This is a genomic window from Pseudomonas cucumis, from assembly GCF_030687935.1.
Taxonomy (GTDB): Bacteria; Pseudomonadota; Gammaproteobacteria; order Pseudomonadales; family Pseudomonadaceae; genus Aquipseudomonas; species Aquipseudomonas cucumis.
On sequence record NZ_CP117454.1, the window covers coordinates 1,642,391 to 1,660,367 of the forward strand.

The 17,977-nt window shown below is 60.2% G+C and carries 19 protein-coding genes; 9 read left to right on the forward strand and 10 right to left on the reverse strand.

Annotated features, from left to right (window positions below):
• Positions 1 to 146: 146 nt before the first annotated feature.
• Entirely contained in the window at positions 147 to 506 is a 360-nt protein-coding gene (locus tag PSH97_RS07385) for a DUF6124 family protein (RefSeq protein WP_305448673.1), read from the forward strand.
• A 125-nt stretch (positions 507 to 631) separates the two neighbouring features.
• On the opposite strand, the gene PSH97_RS07390 is transcribed toward PSH97_RS07385, so the two are convergent.
• On the reverse strand, positions 632 to 1,645 hold the full coding sequence (locus PSH97_RS07390; RefSeq protein WP_305448674.1) for an AraC family transcriptional regulator: 1,014 nt from the start codon (positions 1,643 to 1,645) through the stop codon (positions 632 to 634).
• Between the two features lie 339 nt (positions 1,646 to 1,984).
• Here PSH97_RS07390 and PSH97_RS07395 point away from each other — a divergent pair, with 339 nt between their 5' ends.
• Both PSH97_RS07395 and PSH97_RS07400 read left to right on the forward strand, forming a co-directional pair.
• A complete protein-coding gene (locus PSH97_RS07395) occupies positions 1,985 to 3,319 on the forward strand; it encodes a dicarboxylate/amino acid:cation symporter (RefSeq protein WP_305448675.1) in 1,335 nt (444 codons plus the stop codon).
• Positions 3,320 to 3,464: 145 nt separating this feature from the next.
• Positions 3,465 to 4,646 (forward strand): CaiB/BaiF CoA transferase family protein, encoded by a 1,182-nt coding sequence (locus PSH97_RS07400; RefSeq protein WP_305448676.1) that lies wholly within the window; start codon positions 3,465 to 3,467, stop codon positions 4,644 to 4,646.
• Positions 4,647 to 4,782: 136 nt separating this feature from the next.
• Here the strand turns inward: PSH97_RS07400 and PSH97_RS07405 are convergent, their stop codons facing one another.
• Complete coding sequence (locus PSH97_RS07405) at positions 4,783 to 5,277, reverse strand: SprT family zinc-dependent metalloprotease (RefSeq protein WP_008011643.1); 495 nt, start codon at positions 5,275 to 5,277, stop codon at positions 4,783 to 4,785.
• 158 nt (positions 5,278 to 5,435) lie between these two features.
• Positions 5,436 to 6,038, reverse strand: a complete 603-nt coding sequence (locus tag PSH97_RS07410; RefSeq protein ID WP_030131100.1) for a Yip1 family protein — start codon at positions 6,036 to 6,038, stop codon at positions 5,436 to 5,438.
• 328 nt (positions 6,039 to 6,366) lie between these two features.
• On the opposite strand from PSH97_RS07410, the gene ttcA reads away from it, so the two are divergent.
• Together ttcA and PSH97_RS07420 are read left to right on the forward strand one after the other, a co-directional pair.
• The gene (ttcA, locus tag PSH97_RS07415; RefSeq protein WP_305448677.1) at positions 6,367 to 7,191 is read left to right on the forward strand and encodes a tRNA 2-thiocytidine(32) synthetase TtcA; all 825 of its coding nucleotides are present in this window, start codon (positions 6,367 to 6,369) and stop codon (positions 7,189 to 7,191) included.
• 131 nt (positions 7,192 to 7,322) lie between these two features.
• Entirely contained in the window at positions 7,323 to 7,997 is a 675-nt protein-coding gene (locus PSH97_RS07420; RefSeq protein ID WP_305448678.1) for a DNA-3-methyladenine glycosylase I, read from the forward strand.
• A 104-nt stretch (positions 7,998 to 8,101) separates the two neighbouring features.
• Here the strand turns inward: PSH97_RS07420 and PSH97_RS07425 are convergent, their stop codons facing one another.
• Genes PSH97_RS07425 through arsC form a run of 3 tightly spaced genes read right to left on the reverse strand, consistent with a single transcriptional unit; the run spans position 8,102 to position 9,475 of the window.
• Positions 8,102 to 8,527, reverse strand: a complete 426-nt coding sequence (locus PSH97_RS07425; RefSeq protein ID WP_305448679.1) for a DUF2069 domain-containing protein — start codon at positions 8,525 to 8,527, stop codon at positions 8,102 to 8,104.
• Between the two features lies 1 nt (position 8,528).
• Entirely contained in the window at positions 8,529 to 9,125 is a 597-nt protein-coding gene (wrbA, locus tag PSH97_RS07430; RefSeq protein ID WP_253548603.1) for an NAD(P)H:quinone oxidoreductase, read from the reverse strand.
• Positions 9,122 to 9,475, reverse strand: coding sequence for an arsenate reductase (glutaredoxin) (arsC, locus tag PSH97_RS07435; protein ID WP_305448680.1), 354 nt, complete (start codon positions 9,473 to 9,475; stop codon positions 9,122 to 9,124). The genes wrbA and arsC overlap by 4 nt, the downstream gene beginning before the upstream one ends.
• 114 nt (positions 9,476 to 9,589) lie before the next feature.
• Here arsC and PSH97_RS07440 point away from each other — a divergent pair, with 114 nt between their 5' ends.
• A complete protein-coding gene (locus tag PSH97_RS07440; protein ID WP_305448681.1) occupies positions 9,590 to 10,057 on the forward strand; it encodes a TlpA family protein disulfide reductase in 468 nt (155 codons plus the stop codon).
• 130 nt (positions 10,058 to 10,187) lie between these two features.
• Here PSH97_RS07440 and PSH97_RS07445 read toward each other — a convergent pair whose 3' ends face one another.
• Both PSH97_RS07445 and PSH97_RS07450 read right to left on the reverse strand, forming a co-directional pair.
• Entirely contained in the window at positions 10,188 to 10,592 is a 405-nt protein-coding gene (locus tag PSH97_RS07445; protein ID WP_123360293.1) for an META domain-containing protein, read from the reverse strand.
• Positions 10,592 to 11,026, reverse strand: coding sequence for a hypothetical protein (locus PSH97_RS07450; RefSeq protein WP_305448682.1), 435 nt, complete (start codon positions 11,024 to 11,026; stop codon positions 10,592 to 10,594). Before PSH97_RS07450 ends, PSH97_RS07445 begins: the two co-directional genes overlap by 1 nt.
• Before the next feature lie 134 nt (positions 11,027 to 11,160).
• Between PSH97_RS07450 and PSH97_RS07455 the strand changes: the two genes are divergently transcribed.
• Positions 11,161 to 11,556 carry a hypothetical protein gene (locus PSH97_RS07455; protein ID WP_305448683.1) on the forward strand — a complete coding sequence of 132 codons (396 nt, stop codon included), beginning with the start codon at positions 11,161 to 11,163 and terminating at the stop codon, positions 11,554 to 11,556.
• A gap of 5 nt (positions 11,557 to 11,561) precedes the next feature.
• Here PSH97_RS07455 and PSH97_RS07460 read toward each other — a convergent pair whose 3' ends face one another.
• Positions 11,562 to 12,551: a 2-hydroxyacid dehydrogenase gene (locus tag PSH97_RS07460; protein WP_305448684.1), complete on the reverse strand. Its 990-nt coding sequence runs from the start codon at positions 12,549 to 12,551 to the stop codon at positions 11,562 to 11,564.
• A 200-nt stretch (positions 12,552 to 12,751) separates the two neighbouring features.
• The gene (locus PSH97_RS07465; protein WP_305448685.1) at positions 12,752 to 15,502 is read right to left on the reverse strand and encodes a response regulator; all 2,751 of its coding nucleotides are present in this window, start codon (positions 15,500 to 15,502) and stop codon (positions 12,752 to 12,754) included.
• Positions 15,503 to 15,721: 219 nt separating this feature from the next.
• Between PSH97_RS07465 and PSH97_RS07470 the strand changes: the two genes are divergently transcribed.
• Together PSH97_RS07470 and PSH97_RS07475 are read left to right on the forward strand one after the other, a co-directional pair.
• Positions 15,722 to 16,444, forward strand: a complete 723-nt coding sequence (locus PSH97_RS07470; protein WP_305448686.1) for a response regulator transcription factor — start codon at positions 15,722 to 15,724, stop codon at positions 16,442 to 16,444.
• Complete coding sequence (locus PSH97_RS07475; RefSeq protein WP_305448687.1) at positions 16,431 to 17,861, forward strand: sensor histidine kinase; 1,431 nt, start codon at positions 16,431 to 16,433, stop codon at positions 17,859 to 17,861. The genes PSH97_RS07470 and PSH97_RS07475 overlap by 14 nt, the downstream gene beginning before the upstream one ends.
• Positions 17,862 to 17,977 lie beyond the last annotated feature (116 nt).

The window sequence follows — 17,977 nt, forward strand, 5'->3', positions numbered from 1 at the left end:
TGCAATTCGCGTAATGGTGGCTGTGCGTGGGAGACCTTCGAGTCTACCCGGGGTTTCTGTGACCCGGATCGCTAACCTGCGTACAGCCGCCACCTTTACTTGTTTAGCGATAGGTCGTGGCGGCTCAACCAACCACGGAGCTTCACATGTTCAAGATCACGCCCAACCCACCAGAAACCGATCCAACATCCCCCTACGAATCCCTCGATTCGAAAAAACTCAACGAAGCCGCCGACCGCGCCCTCGATTACTACCTCAAACCGGTCATTCCCCAAGACACCAAGCGCAAACCCAGCACCATTTACCATGTCGGCGCCGAGGTCGATAACGAAACCCTGCTGGTCAACGCCTGCGAAACCCTGGCCTCAGCGAGCATGATGCTCAGTGAGTTCGCCGGACTGATGGACATGCCACATCGCAACATGATGCTGGGGATTCAATCGGTGGTCATGCTTGGTGAATTGGCGGTGAACCGGGTGCTGGATAACCTCGATCCTCGAGGCTAGCGAAGAACCTGTAACCGATCGTTCCCACGCTCTGCGTGGGAATGCCTCAACGGACGCTCCGCGTTCGGCTCTGGAAGGGACGCGGAGCGTCCCGGGCTGCATTCCCACGCAGAGCGTGGGAACGATCAGTTCTCCTGCGCCCGATAGGCCCCCGGCGTCAACCCCGTCCACTTCTTGAACGCCCGGTGAAACGCCGAAGGCTCGGAAAACCCCAGCTGCTCGGCAATCTGTTGCAACGACAAATCCGCCCGTCCCAAATGATAAATCGCAATGTCCCGCCGCAACTGGTCCTTCAATTCCTGAAAACTCGTGCCTTCTTCACGCAAATGCCGACGCAAGGTTTGCGGGCTGATGTGCAGGTGCGCGGCCACGGCTTCCAGGTCCGGCCAGCGCGCACTGTCGCGGCTGAGCAAGCGCCGCAATTGGCTGCTCAGGCTGTCGCCTTCATCGGGGCGCGATAGCAGGTCGGCGGGGGAACGTTCGAGAAAGTGCTTGAGGGTTCGTTCGTCCTGCAACAGCGGCATATTCAGGTAGCGACTGTGAAATAGCAGACTGCTTTGCGCCGTTGTGCTCTTTACGGTGGAAAAGCTCAGCGGGCAGGAAAACAGCAAGTCGTATTCGGCCCCGTGTTCGGGCCTCGGGTAGCTGAACGTGGCCTGCTCCAGACGAATGCGCTGGCCAATCAGCCAGCTGCCGAACCGATGCCAGATCACCAACAGGCTTTCGCTAAGGAAATGGTCCGGGTCCCACAGCGGCGAATCGTCCAGGCTCAGGCGAACCATGTCGCCTTCGCGGCTCAGCGTCAGACGCGGCGCGCCGGGGAACAGGCTGTAAAACAATAAACCGCGATTGAGCGCTTTCTCCAGCGTGCGGCAATGGATCACCGCGTGACACATCATCGCGAAGCTGCCGGGTTTGCTCGGTGCCTGCCCAAAGCCCAGGTATTCGTCGTCCAGAGCCAGCCACAGCCCCTGGATCAATCGGGCGAACTGCTCGGGCGCGATTCGGGCGCGCGGCTCCTCAAGCAACTCGGGGCTGATCCCCAGTTGCTGCAACAGACTCGAATAGTCGTAGCCACGCCGGCGCGCGCCACCGAGGGCGGCACGGGCGAAATGGCTGGCGATGGTGCGTTCGCGCATAGGGGCAGGTCCGTCCACTGAGCAATGGATGGTAGCGGTGCCCGTCGAGAATGAACAAGGCGGATATCCGCCAAATTGCAGGACGAGGTTTGGCTGGTGGGCGGAAATCCGCCACATCGTTGTGACTGGTTAGCGACCCAAAAAAACCTGTAACCCTTGATGTCACAAGGCTGGAAGGTTTTTTTCCGAAGGTGGCACGAGGCTTGCGATACAAGCCGCAGAGGTCTGCCGTAGCGCAGCTCGACAAAACAAATCCCTCCAGTGCAGGAGGGTTCGCAATTGAGGTGTCAGGGGCAACAGATGGATGTTGCTACTGAGGCACTCTTGAGGAACTTTGCAATGACGACTCGTCAGCCACTGTATAAATCCCTGTACTTCCAGGTGATCGTTGCCATCGCTATCGGCATCCTGCTCGGTCACTTCTACCCGCAGACCGGTGTAGCCCTCAAGCCGCTGGGTGACGGGTTCATCAAACTGATCAAAATGGTCATCGCCCCGATCATCTTCTGTACCGTCGTCAGTGGTATCGCCGGCATGCAGAACATGAAATCGGTCGGCAAGACCGGCGGCTATGCGCTGCTGTACTTCGAAATTGTCTCCACTCTTGCCTTGCTGATCGGCTTGGTCGTGGTCAACGTCGTGCAACCGGGCGTCGGCATGCACATTGACGTATCGACCCTGGACACCAGCAAAATCGCTGGCTTCATCTCGGCCGGTAAAGACCAGAGCATCATTGCCTTTGTCCTCAACGTGATCCCGAACACCATCGTCGGCGCCTTCGCCAACGGCGACATCCTGCAAGTGCTGATGTTCTCGGTGATCTTCGGCTTCGCCCTGCATCGCCTGGGTGCCTACGGCAAACCGGTGCTGGACTTCATCGATCGCTTTGCTCACGTGATGTTCAACATCATCAACATGATCATGAAGCTCGCTCCAGTCGGCGCGTTCGGTGCGATGGCTTTCACCATCGGTGCCTACGGTGTTGGTTCGCTGGTGCAACTGGGTCAGTTGATGATCTGCTTCTACATCACCTGCATCGTGTTTGTGCTCGTTGTACTGGGCGCCATCTGCCGCGCGCACGGTTTCAGCGTCGTCAAACTGATTCGCTACATCCGTGAAGAACTGCTGATCGTGCTGGGCACTTCCTCTTCGGAATCCGCGTTGCCACGCATGCTGATCAAGATGGAACGCCTGGGTGCGCAGAAATCGGTTGTGGGTCTGGTGATCCCGACTGGCTACTCGTTCAACCTCGACGGTACGTCGATCTACCTGACCATGGCGGCTGTGTTCATCGCTCAGGCGACTGATACGCCGATGGACCTGACTCACCAGATCACCTTGCTGCTGGTGCTGCTGTTGTCCTCCAAAGGTGCGGCGGGTGTGACTGGTAGTGGCTTCATCGTGCTGGCAGCCACCCTGTCGGCCGTGGGTACTCTGCCGGTGGCCGGCCTGGCGCTGATCCTCGGTATCGACCGCTTCATGTCCGAAGCCCGTGCACTGACCAACCTCGTTGGTAACGCCGTGGCCACCCTCGTGGTTGCCAAGTGGGTGAAAGAGCTGGACGAAGACAAGCTGCAAGTCGAGCTGGCTTCTGGCGGTCGCGGTATCTCCGACGAGCGTGAAGTAGACGACCTGGGTGTGGCTGAAGGCCCAACCCCGGCCAGCGTCAAGTAAGTACTCTGGCTGCATGAAAAACCCGCTTCGGCGGGTTTTTTCATGACTGCGATTTGAGCGCAACGGTCACCGCCGCTGACACATAAGGTGATTGCTGCAATGTCCTCGGCTGCCTAGGCTTGGGGGATCGCACGGGAGAACACTTATGCTCGGTCCACTGGCATCACTCAAGGTTCTGGATTTCTCGACACTGCTGCCGGGGCCGTTCGCCTCGTTGCTGCTGGCAGACATGGGCGCCGAGGTGCTGCGTATCGAATCGCCGACCCGCATGGACCTGCTGCGGGTGCTGCCGCCGCATGATCAAGGCGTGTCGGCCAGCCACGCGTACCTCAATCGCAACAAGCGCAGCCTGGCCCTGGACCTCAAGCAGCCCGAGGCGCTAGAGGTGATCAAGCAATTGCTGCAGGACCACGACATCGTGCTGGAGCAGTTTCGTCCCGGCGTGATGGACCGGCTCGGTTTGGGGTATGAAGCCTTGAAGGCGATCAACCCGAAGCTGATTTATGTGTCGATCACCGGTTATGGCCAGACCGGCCCCTACAAGGATCGCGCCGGCCACGACATCAACTACCTGGCGTTGGCGGGGCTGGCGAGCTACACCGGCCGTGCCGACACCGGCCCGTTGCCGTTGGGCATGCAGGTGGCGGATGTCGCGGGCGGCTCGCTACACGGGGTGATCGGCCTGCTGGCGGCGGTGATCGCGCGACAGCAGACCGGGCAGGGGCAGCATCTGGATGTGAGCATGACCGACTGCGCCTTCAGCCTGAATGCCATGGCCGGTGCCGGGTACCTGGCCTGTGGCATGGAGCCGGGCAGGGAAAATCAGATGCTCAATGGTGGCAGCTTCTACGACTACTACCGCTCGCGCGATGGACGCTGGTTGTCGGTGGGCAGTCTGGAGCCGGCGTTCATGCAACAACTCTGCACGGCGCTGGGCCGGCCGGAACTGGCAGCCCAAGGGTTGTCACCCGAACCGGCCCGGCAACAGGCTCTCAAGGAGGCTTTGAAAGTTGAATTCGAGAAATACGACTTTGCCGAGTTGTGTGAGCTGTTTGCCGGGGTCGATGCGTGCGTCGAGCCGGTGTTGAGCCTGGGTGAAGCGGTGCGACATCCGCAATTGAAGGCGCGGGAATTGGTCACTCAGGTGCCGAGGGGTGATGGTTCGACTCAGGCGCAGATGGCTTGCCCGTTGAAGTTTTCGGATGGGTTGCCAGAGCCGCGGCATATCGGGGCGGGGCTGGGTGAGCATACGGATCAGGTGTTGGGGGAGTTGGGGTTTGGTGTTGAGCGGATTGAAGAGCTGCGGCGCATCAAGGTGATTTTGTAGCGTCGGTCCGGGCCCCATCGCGGGCAAGCCCGCTCCCACAGGGATCAGTTTTGATTACAAAATTTGTGAACGAATCCGACCCCTGTGGGAGCGGGCTTGCCCGCGATGGGGCCGGCTGAACCACCACAAATCTGACTTATTCGACCCGCATCTCCCCACTAAACACCAATGTGCTTCTGCACCGCCGACACAAGTACCGCCGCCCCTGCCGCACCAAACCATGACGCTGGGCCGAAAACGGGAAATCGCTGTCGGCGCACGGGCATTTGTAGATGTAGCGCGTCACGCTGCGGCGTTTGACGTCGTAGGTATGGCAGCGATTGGGCGGCAGTTCGTAAACACCGCGCATGATCAGTTGCCACTCTTCGCCGTGAGGCTGGATGCGGTCGCCGAACAGTTGATGGGCGATCAGGTGCGCGACTTCATGCGCCACGGTCTGCTTGAGAAAGTCTTCGGTGTTTTCCCGGTACAGCTGCGGATTGAAGCGCAGCAGGTTCTCGTGCAAATGCGCGACACCGGCTTTTTGCCCGCGCAGCTTGAGGCTCACCACGGGGCGTTTGAAAGGTCGTTTGAAAAAGGATTCGGCTTGTTGGAAACAGTCTTCGACGCGGGTATTGAGTTGCTCGGGCATGCTTGATGGATCTCCAGAGACGTCGAGTATGCCGCAACCCTCGGGAGTTGCGAATCGCCGAGGCGCCGAATGGTCGTCACCGTTTTCTATCCTTGAGCATTAGAAGGCCGCCTTGCGGCGGCCTGTGTTGGCAGATCTTGTTTTTGGTGGGTGTGTTGCTAATTGGTATAGACCGGCCCCACGCCAAGTCCCCAGACAATCACTGTGAATGCCATGATCGCCACCAGCACCACCAGTCCTACGGCGAGCACCGAGCTTGAAAACAGGAATCCCTCGTCCGACGGGATGTTCATGAAGGTTGGCAAGCCCACATACAGCAGGTACACCGTGTAGCAGATGGCCGCGGTGCCGACGATCATTCCTAGCCACATGTGCGGATACAGCGCCGCCAGACCGCCGATGAACAGCGGAGTCGCGGTGTACGTGGCGAACGCGACACAGCGTGCCAGGCTCGGGTTGGCGTCATAGGTGCGGGCCATCCAGTGGATGAACGCGCCCATCACCGCGACCCCGCCGAGCATCGCCAGGTACGACATGATGGTCATCCATAGCGCACTTTCCATGGTCAGCATGACCGGCGCTCGATTACCAATGACCCAGCCGACCTGCGTGGTGCCGATAAACGCCGATACGGCAGGGATCGCCGCCAGAATCAGGGTGTGCGTGAGGTACATGTGGCTGATGCTTTCCTCCTGGTCGCCACGGATTTCTTTCCATTCCTGGTCAGGGTGGGTGAAGAGCCCCACTACGTGATGGATCATGCCAGTCACTCCTCTTGTTGTTGCCATCGCCCCCCAGCGGAGCGCTTACGGGCCAAAGTGGCCAGGTAAGTACAGGTCTGAATATGTGTGCGACCTTATGCCGCAGTATAGAAAGGAGTTACCGGTAATAGTGCGAGGGGCTTAGAGCAAATCGCGCTGTAAACAAACCTGTTAATCGCCGTCGGGTCTGTTCTGTAGCAGCAGGCTTCGCCAGCTGCTACAGAGGATGCGATGGCGCATAATTTCTTTGAAAAATTCGGGCTCTTCGCCCCGAAAGGGTTTTTGCGTAAAATGCCGACCTTTCGTCACACCTCACGGATTTCGCGTCATGGGCACTCTTACGGTCAACCAGAACAAACTGCAAAAGCGCCTTCGCCGCCAGGCCGGTGAGGCTGTCGCCGATTTCAACATGATTGAAGACGGTGACAAGGTCATGGTCTGCCTGTCCGGTGGCAAGGACAGCTACACCATGCTCGACGTGCTGATGCATTTGCAGAAGGTCGCCCCGATCAAGTTCGAGATCGTGGCCGTGAACATGGACCAGAAGCAGCCAGGTTTTCCCGAGCACGTGCTGCCGGCTTACCTCAAAGAACTGGGCATCGAGTACCACATCGTCGAGAAAGACACCTATTCGGTGGTCAAGGAGCTGATCCCGGAAGGCAAAACCACCTGCTCACTGTGCTCGCGCCTGCGTCGCGGCACGCTGTACACCTTTGCCGATGAAATCGGCGCGACCAAAATGGCCCTCGGTCACCATCGCGACGATATCGTCGAGACGTTCTTCCTGAACATGTTCTTCAACGGCTCGCTCAAGGCCATGCCGCCGAAGCTGCGTGCCGACGACGGTCGCAACGTGGTGATCCGCCCGCTGGCCTACTGCAACGAAAAAGACATTCAGGCCTATTCGGATTTCAAGCAATTCCCGATCATCCCGTGCAACCTCTGCGGCTCCCAGGAAAACCTGCAACGCCAGGTGGTTAAAGAGATGCTGCAGGACTGGGAACGCAAGACCCCGGGCCGTACCGAAAGCATTTTCCGCAGCTTGCAGAACGTGATCCCGTCGCAACTGGCAGACCGCAACCTGTTTGACTTCACCAACCTCAAGATCGATGAAACCGCGGCTTCGCGCTTCGTCAACGTGGTCAATCTCTGACACAAATTGTGTGGGAGCGAGCCTGCTCGCGATAGCGTTCTGTCAGACACATCAGTGTTGACTGATACGGCGCCATCGCGAGCAGGCTCGCTCCCACAGTTGGTTTTTCGCTTCAATCCTCAGGAGAGGGCATGCGCGACTATAAGTGGCTGAATGAATACTGCTTGAACCGCTTCGGTTCGGCGGCTGAACTGGAAGCCCATCTGCCCGTTCCCAAGACCCCGGCGCAATTGCGCAAGATCAGTGACGACCGCTACCTCTCGACCATGGCGTTGCGGGTATTCCGCGCCGGGCTCAAGCACAGCCTGGTGGACGCCAAATGGCCGGCGTTCGAAGAAGTATTCTTCAAGTTCGACCCGGAAAAAGTCGTGCTGATGAGCGCCGAGCATCTGGAGCGCTTGATGCAGGACGCGCGCATCATTCGCCACTTGGGCAAACTCAAGAGCGTGCCGCGAAATGCGCAGTTCATTCTGGACGTGGCCCATGAGAAGGGCAGCTTTGGCGCCCTGATCGCCGAATGGCCGGTGACCGATATTGTCGGTTTGTGGACCTACCTGAAAAAACACGGGCATCAGTTGGGCGGGTTATCGGCACCGCGATTCTTGCGAATGGTGGGCAAGGACACGTTTGTGCCGAGCTACGACGTGGTCGCGGCGCTGAGTGCGCAGAAGATCGTCGACAAGGTGCCGAGCAGTTTGCGGGACCTGGCCTCGGTACAAAATGCGTTCAACCAGTGGCACGAAGAGAGCGGTGGGCGGCCGATGAGCCAGATTTCGATGATGCTGGCGTACACAGTCAATCACTGACGAAGATGATCGTTCCCATGCTCCGCGAGGGAATGCATGAAGTGACGCGGAGCGTCCCGGGCGGCATTCCCACGCAGAGCGTGGGAACGATCACTGTGGGGCTATCAGGCAGCGGAGGTCTGGCCTTCACCCGCCAACTTGCGGTTCAACTGAAACCGCCACCGCACATACAACATGGCCGAGCAGAATACCGCCAGGCTCGCGCCCATCTCCAGTAAACCGAACAGTTGCCGGTTCGGGTCATACGCGGCCAATGCGCCCTTCATGAAATACAGGTTCACCACAAAACACATCCACGAATGCCCGCGGGCGCTGCCGACAATCATCCCCGGCGCCATCAACAATAGCGGTACCAGTTCGATCAGCAGAATCACCCACGGCCGCGCGCCATGCAGATCGGCGAATACCAGATAGTAGACGCAGAGCAGTCCCACCAGGCCGAAAAAGCACAGCAGGCTGATGACGCGCATCGCCCGTACTCGCGGTTCGAGCCATTCGATGGAAGGCAGAATCTTCGGCTTTTTGGCCATATCAGCTCACCAACTTTTGCGCAGTCTTCGCCAACCGCAGGCCCAAGGCGCGGCACAGCGCAACTTCGTGTTCATTCAAGCCACTTTTGCCATCGGCACCGGCGTGATGGCTGGCGCCATAAGGCGTGCCACCACCGCGGGTTTCCAGCAGCGCCGACTCGCTGTAAGGCAGGCCGGTGATCAGCATGCCGTGGTGCAGCAACGGCAACATCATCGACAGCAGCGTGGTTTCCTGGCCGCCGTGCAGGCTCGCGGTGGAGGTGAAGACCCCGGCCGGTTTGCCCACCAGGGCGCCGGTCAGCCACAGGTTGCTGGTGCCATCGAGAAAGTACTTCAACGGTGCGGCCATGTTGCCGAACCGGGTAGGGCTGCCGAGGGCCAGGCCGGCGCAGTTCTTCAAGTCGTCGAGGCTGGCGTACAGCGCGCCTTCATCGGGAATGTCCGGCGACACGGCTTCGCATTCACTGGAAATCGCCGGCACTGTACGCAATCGGGCTTCAAGGCCGGCTTGCTCGACACCACGGGCAATCTGCCGGGCCATTTCATTGGTCGAGCCGCTACGGCTGTAATACAGCACCAGAATGTACGGGGCACTCACGGTAGCAACTCCAGCACATTCTCCGGCGGGCGGCCGATGATGGCTTTGTCGCCGACTTCGAGAATCGGGCGCTCCATGAGTTTCGGGTGTGCGGCGATGGCGGCGATCAATTGTGCCTCGCTCAAATTGCTATCGGCCAGGTTGAGGGTTTTGTACTCGTCCTCGCCGGTGCGCAGCAATTGACGGGCGCTGATGCCGAGTTTGCTCAGCAGGCTCTGGATTTGCGCGGCGTCCAGCGGGGTTTCCAGGTAGCGGACTACCGTTGGCGTCAGGCCACGGGCTTCGAGCAATTCGAGCGCACCGCGGGATTTCGAGCAGCGCGGGTTGTGATAAAGCGTCAGATCGGTCATGGGCGGGTCGCTTCTTGCGTAAAGTGGCGGCTATTCTAACTGTGCGGCGCGTAATCCAGAACCTTGGGAGGCGATGGGTCGCAGGTGCATTCCATTTTTGACAAGGATTGAGACATGACAAGGCGACTGGCAGCGGCATTGGCGATCTTGGGAGCGTTATTGCTGGGGGGCTGCGGCAACGACTATGGCGTCGACCAGAACGGTCACAAAGTCGCCGCCGAGCGTCTGGACAAACAATGGCTGGTGCTCAATTACTGGGCTGAATGGTGCGGGCCGTGCCGTACCGAGATTCCCGAGTTGAACGTGCTGGCCGAGCAGCTCAAGGGCAAGAAGATCGGGGTGTTCGGGGTCAACTTCGACAATGTGCAGGGCGAAGAGCTGAAAAGCGCCAGCGAGAAACTGGGGATCGCCTTCACCGTGCTGGCCCAGGACCCGGCCGACCTTTTCGAATTGCCCCGCAGTGAAGCGTTGCCGGTGACTTACATCATTGATGACAAGGGCAAGGTACGGGAACAGTTGATGGGGGAGCAGACGGCGGCGGGGGTGATGGCGAAGCTTGAGGCGTTGCAGGCTAAAAATTGAGTTGTTTGATCGTTCCCACGCTCTGCGTGGGAATGCCGCCCGGGACGCTCCGCGTCCCTGTGACGCAGAGCGTCACTAGATGCATTCCCATGTGGAGCGTGGGAACGATCAGTCGATCGGTGCGAGAGCATCAACCCTCTTCAAGCCACCAACGCAACGGTTTGCCTTGCGCCGGCCAGAAGCGCATCTGGTCGATCGGTGATACATCCCAGCGCTGCACGTTTTCCAGCGCCTGCAGGAAGCGTTTTTCCTGCTCCATCAACGCCGGCGCACACATTTTGCGGGTGCTGCCGATCTTGCCGAAGCTCAGCTTGTCGCCTTCCAGGGTATACGGCGCGAACCAGTGGTTGCAGCCGCCATTGCCATAGGCCCGACCGTCTTCATCGAGGGTGATGGTCAGATGGCTGTAGTCCATCAGCGGACGCTCGCCGATCCATTCCAGAATGTAGCTGCGATTTTGTTGCAATTGCACCGGTTCGGCGGCACAGCCCAACAGGCTGGCGCCGGCCATGGCGGTCAGAGCAAGGCGTTTCATCACGCAGGCTCCTGGCACTTCTTGCACAGGTGCTTGTCACCGACTGTGGTCCAGCCCAGTTCGGCAATGCGCGCAGTGGCCGCCGGTTTTTCCGCCTTGTTGCCCAACTTGGCGTCGACCGCGAATTCAAAGCTCAACTCTTTGGCGCAGCTGTCGCAGTTGACTTTCCAGGTGTGGATCGCCAGTTCGCCGAACACCGGACCACTGGCCACCGCGACCCATTGGCCCGGCGGATTGATCAGGTGGCGAACCGTTTCGACGGTCAGGCGCATGGACAAGTCCTTGCTGCCTTTAAGGGTCACGACCAGCACGTCGTTATTACGAATCGAGCCGCCGTTGCCGGTGACTTGATAACGCCCCGGCACAAGGGCGCGGCATTCGGTGAGGGTGTGTTGCGGGTTCATCAGGCTGTAGCGGAAATCGTGTTCGACCATGGGTCCTCCAAATATGCGCGATATGCTAGCACGGGCATGAACGCAGCATGGCGCGGGCATGTAACCTTCGATCTGGTTCAAATGACCTGCCGAGTCATGGCACACTGCCGCTTTTGCATCTCTAAGGAACAGAAATGGCGTTGATCGAATGTTTTGAGTGCAAGCAACGCATCAGCTCCAAGGCGCCTGCTTGCATTCATTGCGGTGCACCTGCGGTGGCAGTGCAAGCGGCTACGTCGACGGCAACGCCTACGCAGGCGCCTCTTTCTTTCGGGCGTTTACCGACCAATGAGAGCGTGCCCAGGGTGACCCCGGCCGCTTTCGGGCGCAAACGTAAAGCCGAAGTAGAGGCACAGATCCCGGCACCGGCGCCCGGCGGGCCGCGTCCGGTGGAACTCTGGCTGAAACTGATGATTTTCTTGCTGCCGCCGTTTTTTGTCTGGTTCCTGCTGCGTCGCGGGCATTCGCTGGGGCAACGCTTGCTGGGCTTCGGCTGGCTGGCCCTGATGATTCTTTTGTCCAAGGCCTGAGCCGGTCAGCTCTCGACCTGATTCTGTGGCGAACCGGCCGCCCAGGCCGCGATGTTCTGCAGGGTGGTCGCGGCAATTGCGCCCAGGGCTTCGCGGGTGAGGAAGGCTTGGTGCGCGGTGATGATCACATTCGGAAAGGTCAGCAGGCGCGCCAGCACATCGTCCTGTAGCGGCAGGTCGGACCGATCCTCGAAGAACAGCTGCGCCTCCTCTTCATACACGTCCAGCCCCAGATAGCCCAATTGGCCGTCCTTCAACGCATCGATCAGCGCCGGCGTGTCCACCAGACCGCCTCGCCCGGTGTTGATCAACATCGCGCCAGGCTGCATGTGCGCCAGTGACTCGCTATTGATCAAGTGTTTGCTCTGTTCGTTGAGCGGGCAATGCAGGCTGATGATCTGCGACTCGGCCAGCAGTTGCGGCAAGCTGAGGTAGCGCGCCCCAAGCGCTTCGACTTGCGGGTTCGGATAAGGATCACAGGCCAGTAACCGGCAGCCGAAGCCGTTCATGATTTTCGCGAAGGTCGCGCCGATTTGCCCGGTGCCGACTACGCCGACGGTCTTGCCCACGAGGTCGAAACCGGTCAGCCCGTGCAGGCTGAAATCCCCCTCGCGAGTACGGTTGTAGGCACGGTGCAGGCGGCGGTTAAGCGCCAGGATCAGCGCCACCGCATGTTCGGCCACCGCGTGAGGCGAGTAAGCCGGAACCCGTACAATCGAAAGTCCCAGGCGCTTGGCCACCGCCAGGTCGACATGGTTGTAACCGGCCGAGCGCAGAGCGATCAGGCGTGTGCCGCCCGCGGCCAGACGTTCGAGTACCGGAGCACTGAGGTCATCATTAATGAAGGCACAGACCACTTCGTGATGCTCCGCCAGCGCCACCGTATCGAGGCTCAGTCGCGCCGGCTGAAAATGCAGCTCGATGCCGGCGGGCAGGTCTGCGCTCAAAAAACTGTCGCGGTCGTAGGTCTGGCTGCTGAAAAGAATCGTGCGCATGCTGTCCTCCCGGAAGTTACCTGTAGCAGCTGGCGAAGCCTGCGTTCGGCGGCGCAGCCGTCGTAAAATCAGGCACTGCGGTCTTTCAGGTACACCGCGGATACAGGTTTCACGACGGCTGCGCCGCCGAACGCAGCCTTCGGCAGCTGCTACAAAAGCCTGAGCTTAGCCTTCAAGGTGCCCCGCGTTATTGCGCTGCATCAGGCATTGATGCGCGCCTGGGCCGCCAGTCGATTGATGGCTCGTTCGAGTTCTTCCAGCGCGCCGGGGGCTTTTGCGTCCTGTTGCTTGAGCAGGGTTTCACTGCGCTGGCAGGCGGCGCGCAGTTGCGGGACGCCGCAATAACGGGTCGCCCCATGCAGGCGATGGACTCGCTCGATCAGGGCATTCTGGTCATTGGCTTCACGGGCCACGCGGATGGCCTCGCGGTCAGCCTCCAGGGAGGCCAGCAGCATTGCCAGCATGTCCGCCGCCAGATCAGCCTTGCCGGCCGCCAGGCGCAGGCCCTCGTCGTGGTCGAGCACCTGCAACTCATTACCGTTATTGCTTTCGCTGGAGCGCTCCGGTCCCAGATTACGCAACGCCAGACCGGTCCATTTCAACACCACCTGCGCCAGTTGCCGTTCGCTGATGGGTTTGGTCAGGTAGTCATCCATGCCGCTTTGCAGCAACGCGCGTTTTTCGTTGGCCATCGCGTGGGCGGTGAGGGCGACGATCGGCAGTGGCGTGCAATGCCGCTCGCTTTCCCACTGACGAATGGCTTCGGTGCTTTGACGGCCATCCATGCCGGGCATCTGCACGTCCATCAGCACCAGGTCGAAGGTCTCGTTCTGCACGGCCTTGACCGCGGCGTAACCGCTTTCCACCGCGAGCACCTTGGCGCCCATGTCTTCGAGCAGGGTTTGCACCAGCAGCAGATTGGCCGGGTTGTCATCGACGCAAAGGACCTTCGGCGCGCGGCTGGAAAGCGGCTCGCCGGGGTCGCTGCGCTGCTGGCGCGGGTTGACCATATCGGACAGGGCCCGACGCAGTTTGCGCGTGCAGGCCGGTTTGGACTGCAGCTGGCTATGGGGGTTGGGCACCGAGAGGTGGAACAGCGTCAGTTCGGTGGTCGGGCACAGAACCAACACTCTGCAGCCCAGGTGTTCGAGGTCCCAGACATGCTGGTTGAGGCGCTCCGGCGGCATGTCGTTGCTGGTAATACCGAGCACTGCCAGGCCGATGGCCTGGTCGGTCTGATGGGCGCCGGTCACGCCATTGGCCAGGCTTTCCAGGGTGTTGAACGGCGTGACTACCAGGCCGCAGTCTTCCAGTTGATGCTGCAAGGCCTGACGGGCCAGCTCATGGTTTTCCAGGACCGCCACCCGATGTCCGAGCAAGGGTGGGCCGGGCAGGTCTTCGGCGTCGTCGCGGGCTTTGGGCAGGCTCAGGCTGATCCAGAATTCCGAACCTTCACCCGGTGTGCTGTCGACGCCGATCTCGCCGCCCATCTGCTCGATCAGGCGTTTGGAAATTACCAGCCCCAGACCGGTGCCGCCAGGTTGCCGGGAGAGCGAGTTATCGGCCTGGCTGAAGGCCTGGAACAAGGCGCGCACGTCCTGATTCGACAGGCCGATGCCGGTGTCCTGAATGCTGATGCGCAGTTGCACGCTGTCTTCATGCTCTTCTTCGAGCATGGCCCGGGCGACGATGGTGCCTTCGCGGGTGAACTTGATCGCGTTGCTCACAAGGTTGGTGAGGATCTGCTTGAGTCGCAGCGGATCGCCCACCAGCGACAATGGCGTATCGCGATAAACCAGGCTCACCAGCTCAAGTTCTTTGGCGTGGGCGGCCGGGGCGAGGATGTTCAAGGTGTCTTGCAGCAGGTCGCGCAGGTTGAACGGAATATGGTCGAGCACCAGTTTGCCGGCCTCGATTTTCGAGAAGTCGAGAATCTCGTTGATGATCCCCAGCAAGCTGTCGGCGGATTTTTCGATGGTGCCCAGGTAATCGAGTTGGCGTGGGGTCAATTCGCTTTTTTGCAGCAAGTGCGTGAAGCCGAGAATGCCGTTGAGCGGTGTGCGGATTTCATGACTCATGTTGGCCAGAAACTCGGATTTGATCCGGCTCGCCTCCAGGGCTTCCTTGCGGGCCAGGTCCAGCTCGATGTTCTGGATTTCGATGGTTTCCAGGTTCTGACGCACGTCTTCGGTGGCCTGGTCGACGCTGTTTTGCAATTCTTCCTGAGCGTTCTGCAGCGTACCGGCCATGCGGTTGATGCCGGACGCCAGTTCATCCAGCTCCTGGCTGCCGAGGGGGGGCAGGCGGGTTTCCAGATGACCGTCTTTGAGCTGTGCCACGGCTTGTTTGATCTGGCTCAATGGCCGGTTGATGGTCCGGCCCATGCGCAAGGCTAACAGCGCCGCACCGACCAGGCCTGCGCCGATCAGCAGCAGGCTGGCGAACAGACTGCGGTAACCGCGCAGCAACATACCACTGTGTGACAGTTCGAGTTCGACCCAGCCCAGCAGGCGGTCGGCTTCATCGGGGATCAGGTCGCCGGCCAGGTTGCGGTGCTTGCCGAACACCGGCAGCAGATAGCGCGTGGCGTCATTGCCACTGCGACGCAGCAGCTGTGAACCGCTGCCCAAAGGGGCCTGATTGAGCATGGTCGGGCCGGCGTGAGCCAGCGGTGTACGGTCGGGGGCGAGGAAAGTCACCGCGCGCACGTCGGTTTGTTCCAGGAACTGGGTGGCGATGCGTTCCAGCAGGTCGTTGTCTTTGCGACCCATCGCCGGGGCCACCAGCGGTGCCAGCTGTTCGGCAATCATTTCGCCACGCTGCATGAGTTGGGATTGCAGGTCCGATTGCTGCATCCAGGTGAAATAGCCGCCCAGAACCAGCGCCATCAGGGTGGTCGGCAACAGGGTCAGCAATAGCACGCGGCCTTTAATTCCCAGTTTCTTGAGCACGCATCTCTCCCGCATCCAGCTGTTTATTGACCTGCACATGCGTCCGGCACGTGCCACCTGCGCAGTGTAGCGATTTGCATGCGGGCAATCTTCGTAAAATTGATGTCGTCATTCATCGGCCAGTTCAACGCTTTGGTCTCGGGGGGGGGGCAAACCTTGGGTTGCCCCTGGCGAGGCAATCTTGAATAATCAGCGACTGAGAATTATTTGCAGATACTCATGACTCCCATCTCTGTTGGTCATCCCCGCATCCTCTCCATCGAAGACGATCTGGTGCTTGGTGCTTATGTCCATGAGCATCTGGGGCGCTGCGGTTTTCAGGTGACCTGGTGCCAGAACGGCCAGGAAGGGTTGGCCATTGCGCGCCAGCAAGCCTTCGATGTGGTGTTGATGGATATTCTGTTGCCGGGGCTGGATGGCCTGGCGGTGCTGACCCAATTGCGCCAGAGCCATTCCACGCCGGTGGTGCTGATGTCGGCGCTGGGCGCGGAGGCGGACCGCATCAGTGGCTTTCGCCTCGGCGCCGACGATTACCTGCCCAAACCTTTCAGCATGGCCGAGCTGCGGGTGCGCATCGAGGCGATCCTGCGGCGGGTGGCGCTCGATCGGCGGCCAGCGCCGGCACCGACTGCCCCTGCGATGGACAACCTGCGTTTCGACGATGAACTGTGCGACAGCTTTATGGGCGAGCATGCCGCCGGCCTGACTCGCAGCGAATATCGGTTGCTGGATACATTGAATCGCAACGGTGGTGAAGTCCTGAGCAAGGCGTTCCTTTATCAGCAGGTATTGCAGCGCGGTTATGCGCCCCATGACCGCAGCCTCGACATGCACATCAGCCAGATTCGCCGCAAGCTCAAGGCCATCGGCTATACCGAGCGTGAAGTGCGTACGGTCTGGGGCAAGGGGTATGTATTGAGTGCGGCCGATGAAATGGTCTGACGTGCCGGGTCGGCATTCACTGTTCTGGAAACTGGCTTGCTTGTTGGTGGCGTTCTGTCTGCTGATGATCTGGTTGAGCTGGTCCTGGGGCCGCTACATGGAAAAGAAAAACCTGTTCCTGTCCGACGAGGCCAGGGGCACCCTGACGCGCTACGCCGCCGAGGCGGAGCGGGCGTGGAATGAACAGCAGAGCGCAGGCATTGACGCCTGGTTGCAGCGTGTTGGCCAGCGCGAGTCGACCTGGGTCGGTGTCATCGGCGCCGACTTGCAATCCCTGAGTAACTACCCGCTGGCCAATCAGGAAATCCAGCGCCTGACTTTTTTGCGTGGTCTGGATTGGCCGGTGAGTCGGCGTCACCAGGGCTTGCCGTGGCTGAAAATTCCATTTCCCAGCGACCCGTCCGCCGGCAGCCTGGTGATGGAGCTGCCTCAGCGTTTCATGCCCGGCCGCTACCGGGTGTTTTGGCGGGTGATCACCAATGGGGTGATTCCCGGGCTGTTCACCCTGCTGCTGTGCGTGGGGCTCTATCGATTGCTGGTCGTCCCATTGAACAGCCTGCGCGAACAGGCCAACGCGTGGCGCGCCGACCAACTGACTGTGCGTTTATCGAGTCGCACTACCAACCGCGCGGATGAACTGGGTGAACTGGGCCGGGCCTTCGATGACATGGCCGAGCGCCTGCAAAGCACGGTGGCCCTGCAACAGCAACTGCTGCGCGACCTGTCCCATGAATTGTGCACGCCGCTGAGCCGGCTACGGGTGGCCAGCGAAAGCGAGCAGGACCTGGGGCAACTGCGTGAACGCATTGGCCGGGAAGTCGACGGCATGCAGCGTCTGGTCGAGGACGCCCTGCAACTCGCCTGGCTCGACACCGAGCGCGCGCCGTTGCCCGATGAAGCGATCCAGGTTCAGGCCTTGTGGGAAATGCTCACGGAAAACGCCTGTTATGAAAGTGGCTGGCCGGCGGGTCAGTTGCACTGTGCGGTGGAGGCATCCTGCTGGGTGCGCGGCAATCTCAATACCCTGGCCCAGGCGCTGGAAAATATTCTGCGCAATGCCATTCGTCATTCCCCCAAGGGCGGTGTTGTGACGCTCGGTGGTCGGCGCGATGGCGATTTCTGGCACTTGTGGCTGGAGGACGAGGGCGGTGGGGTGGCTGACGAGGAGCTTGAACGGATTTTTTCGCCGTTCATCCGGCTCGATGGGTCACGGCCGGGGGATGGTGGATTTGGATTGGGTTTGAGCATTGCCAGAAATGCGGTGCAGCGCCAGGGTGGGCGTTTGTGGGCCGAGAATGCCGGGGCAGGGTTGCGGCTGAATATGTGGTTGCTGGCGGATGATGACGGTGTCAGTGATGACGCCATCGCAGGCAAGCCCGCTCCCACAGTGGATGTGTGTCTGTCACAAATCGTGTAATCAACTCTGACCCCTGTGGGAGCAGGCTTGACTGCGATGAGGCCTAACATTCACGACAAAACCCACCCTTATTCCCTTAAGCCATAAGCCCCTTACTTTGCGTGATATGGCCTGCG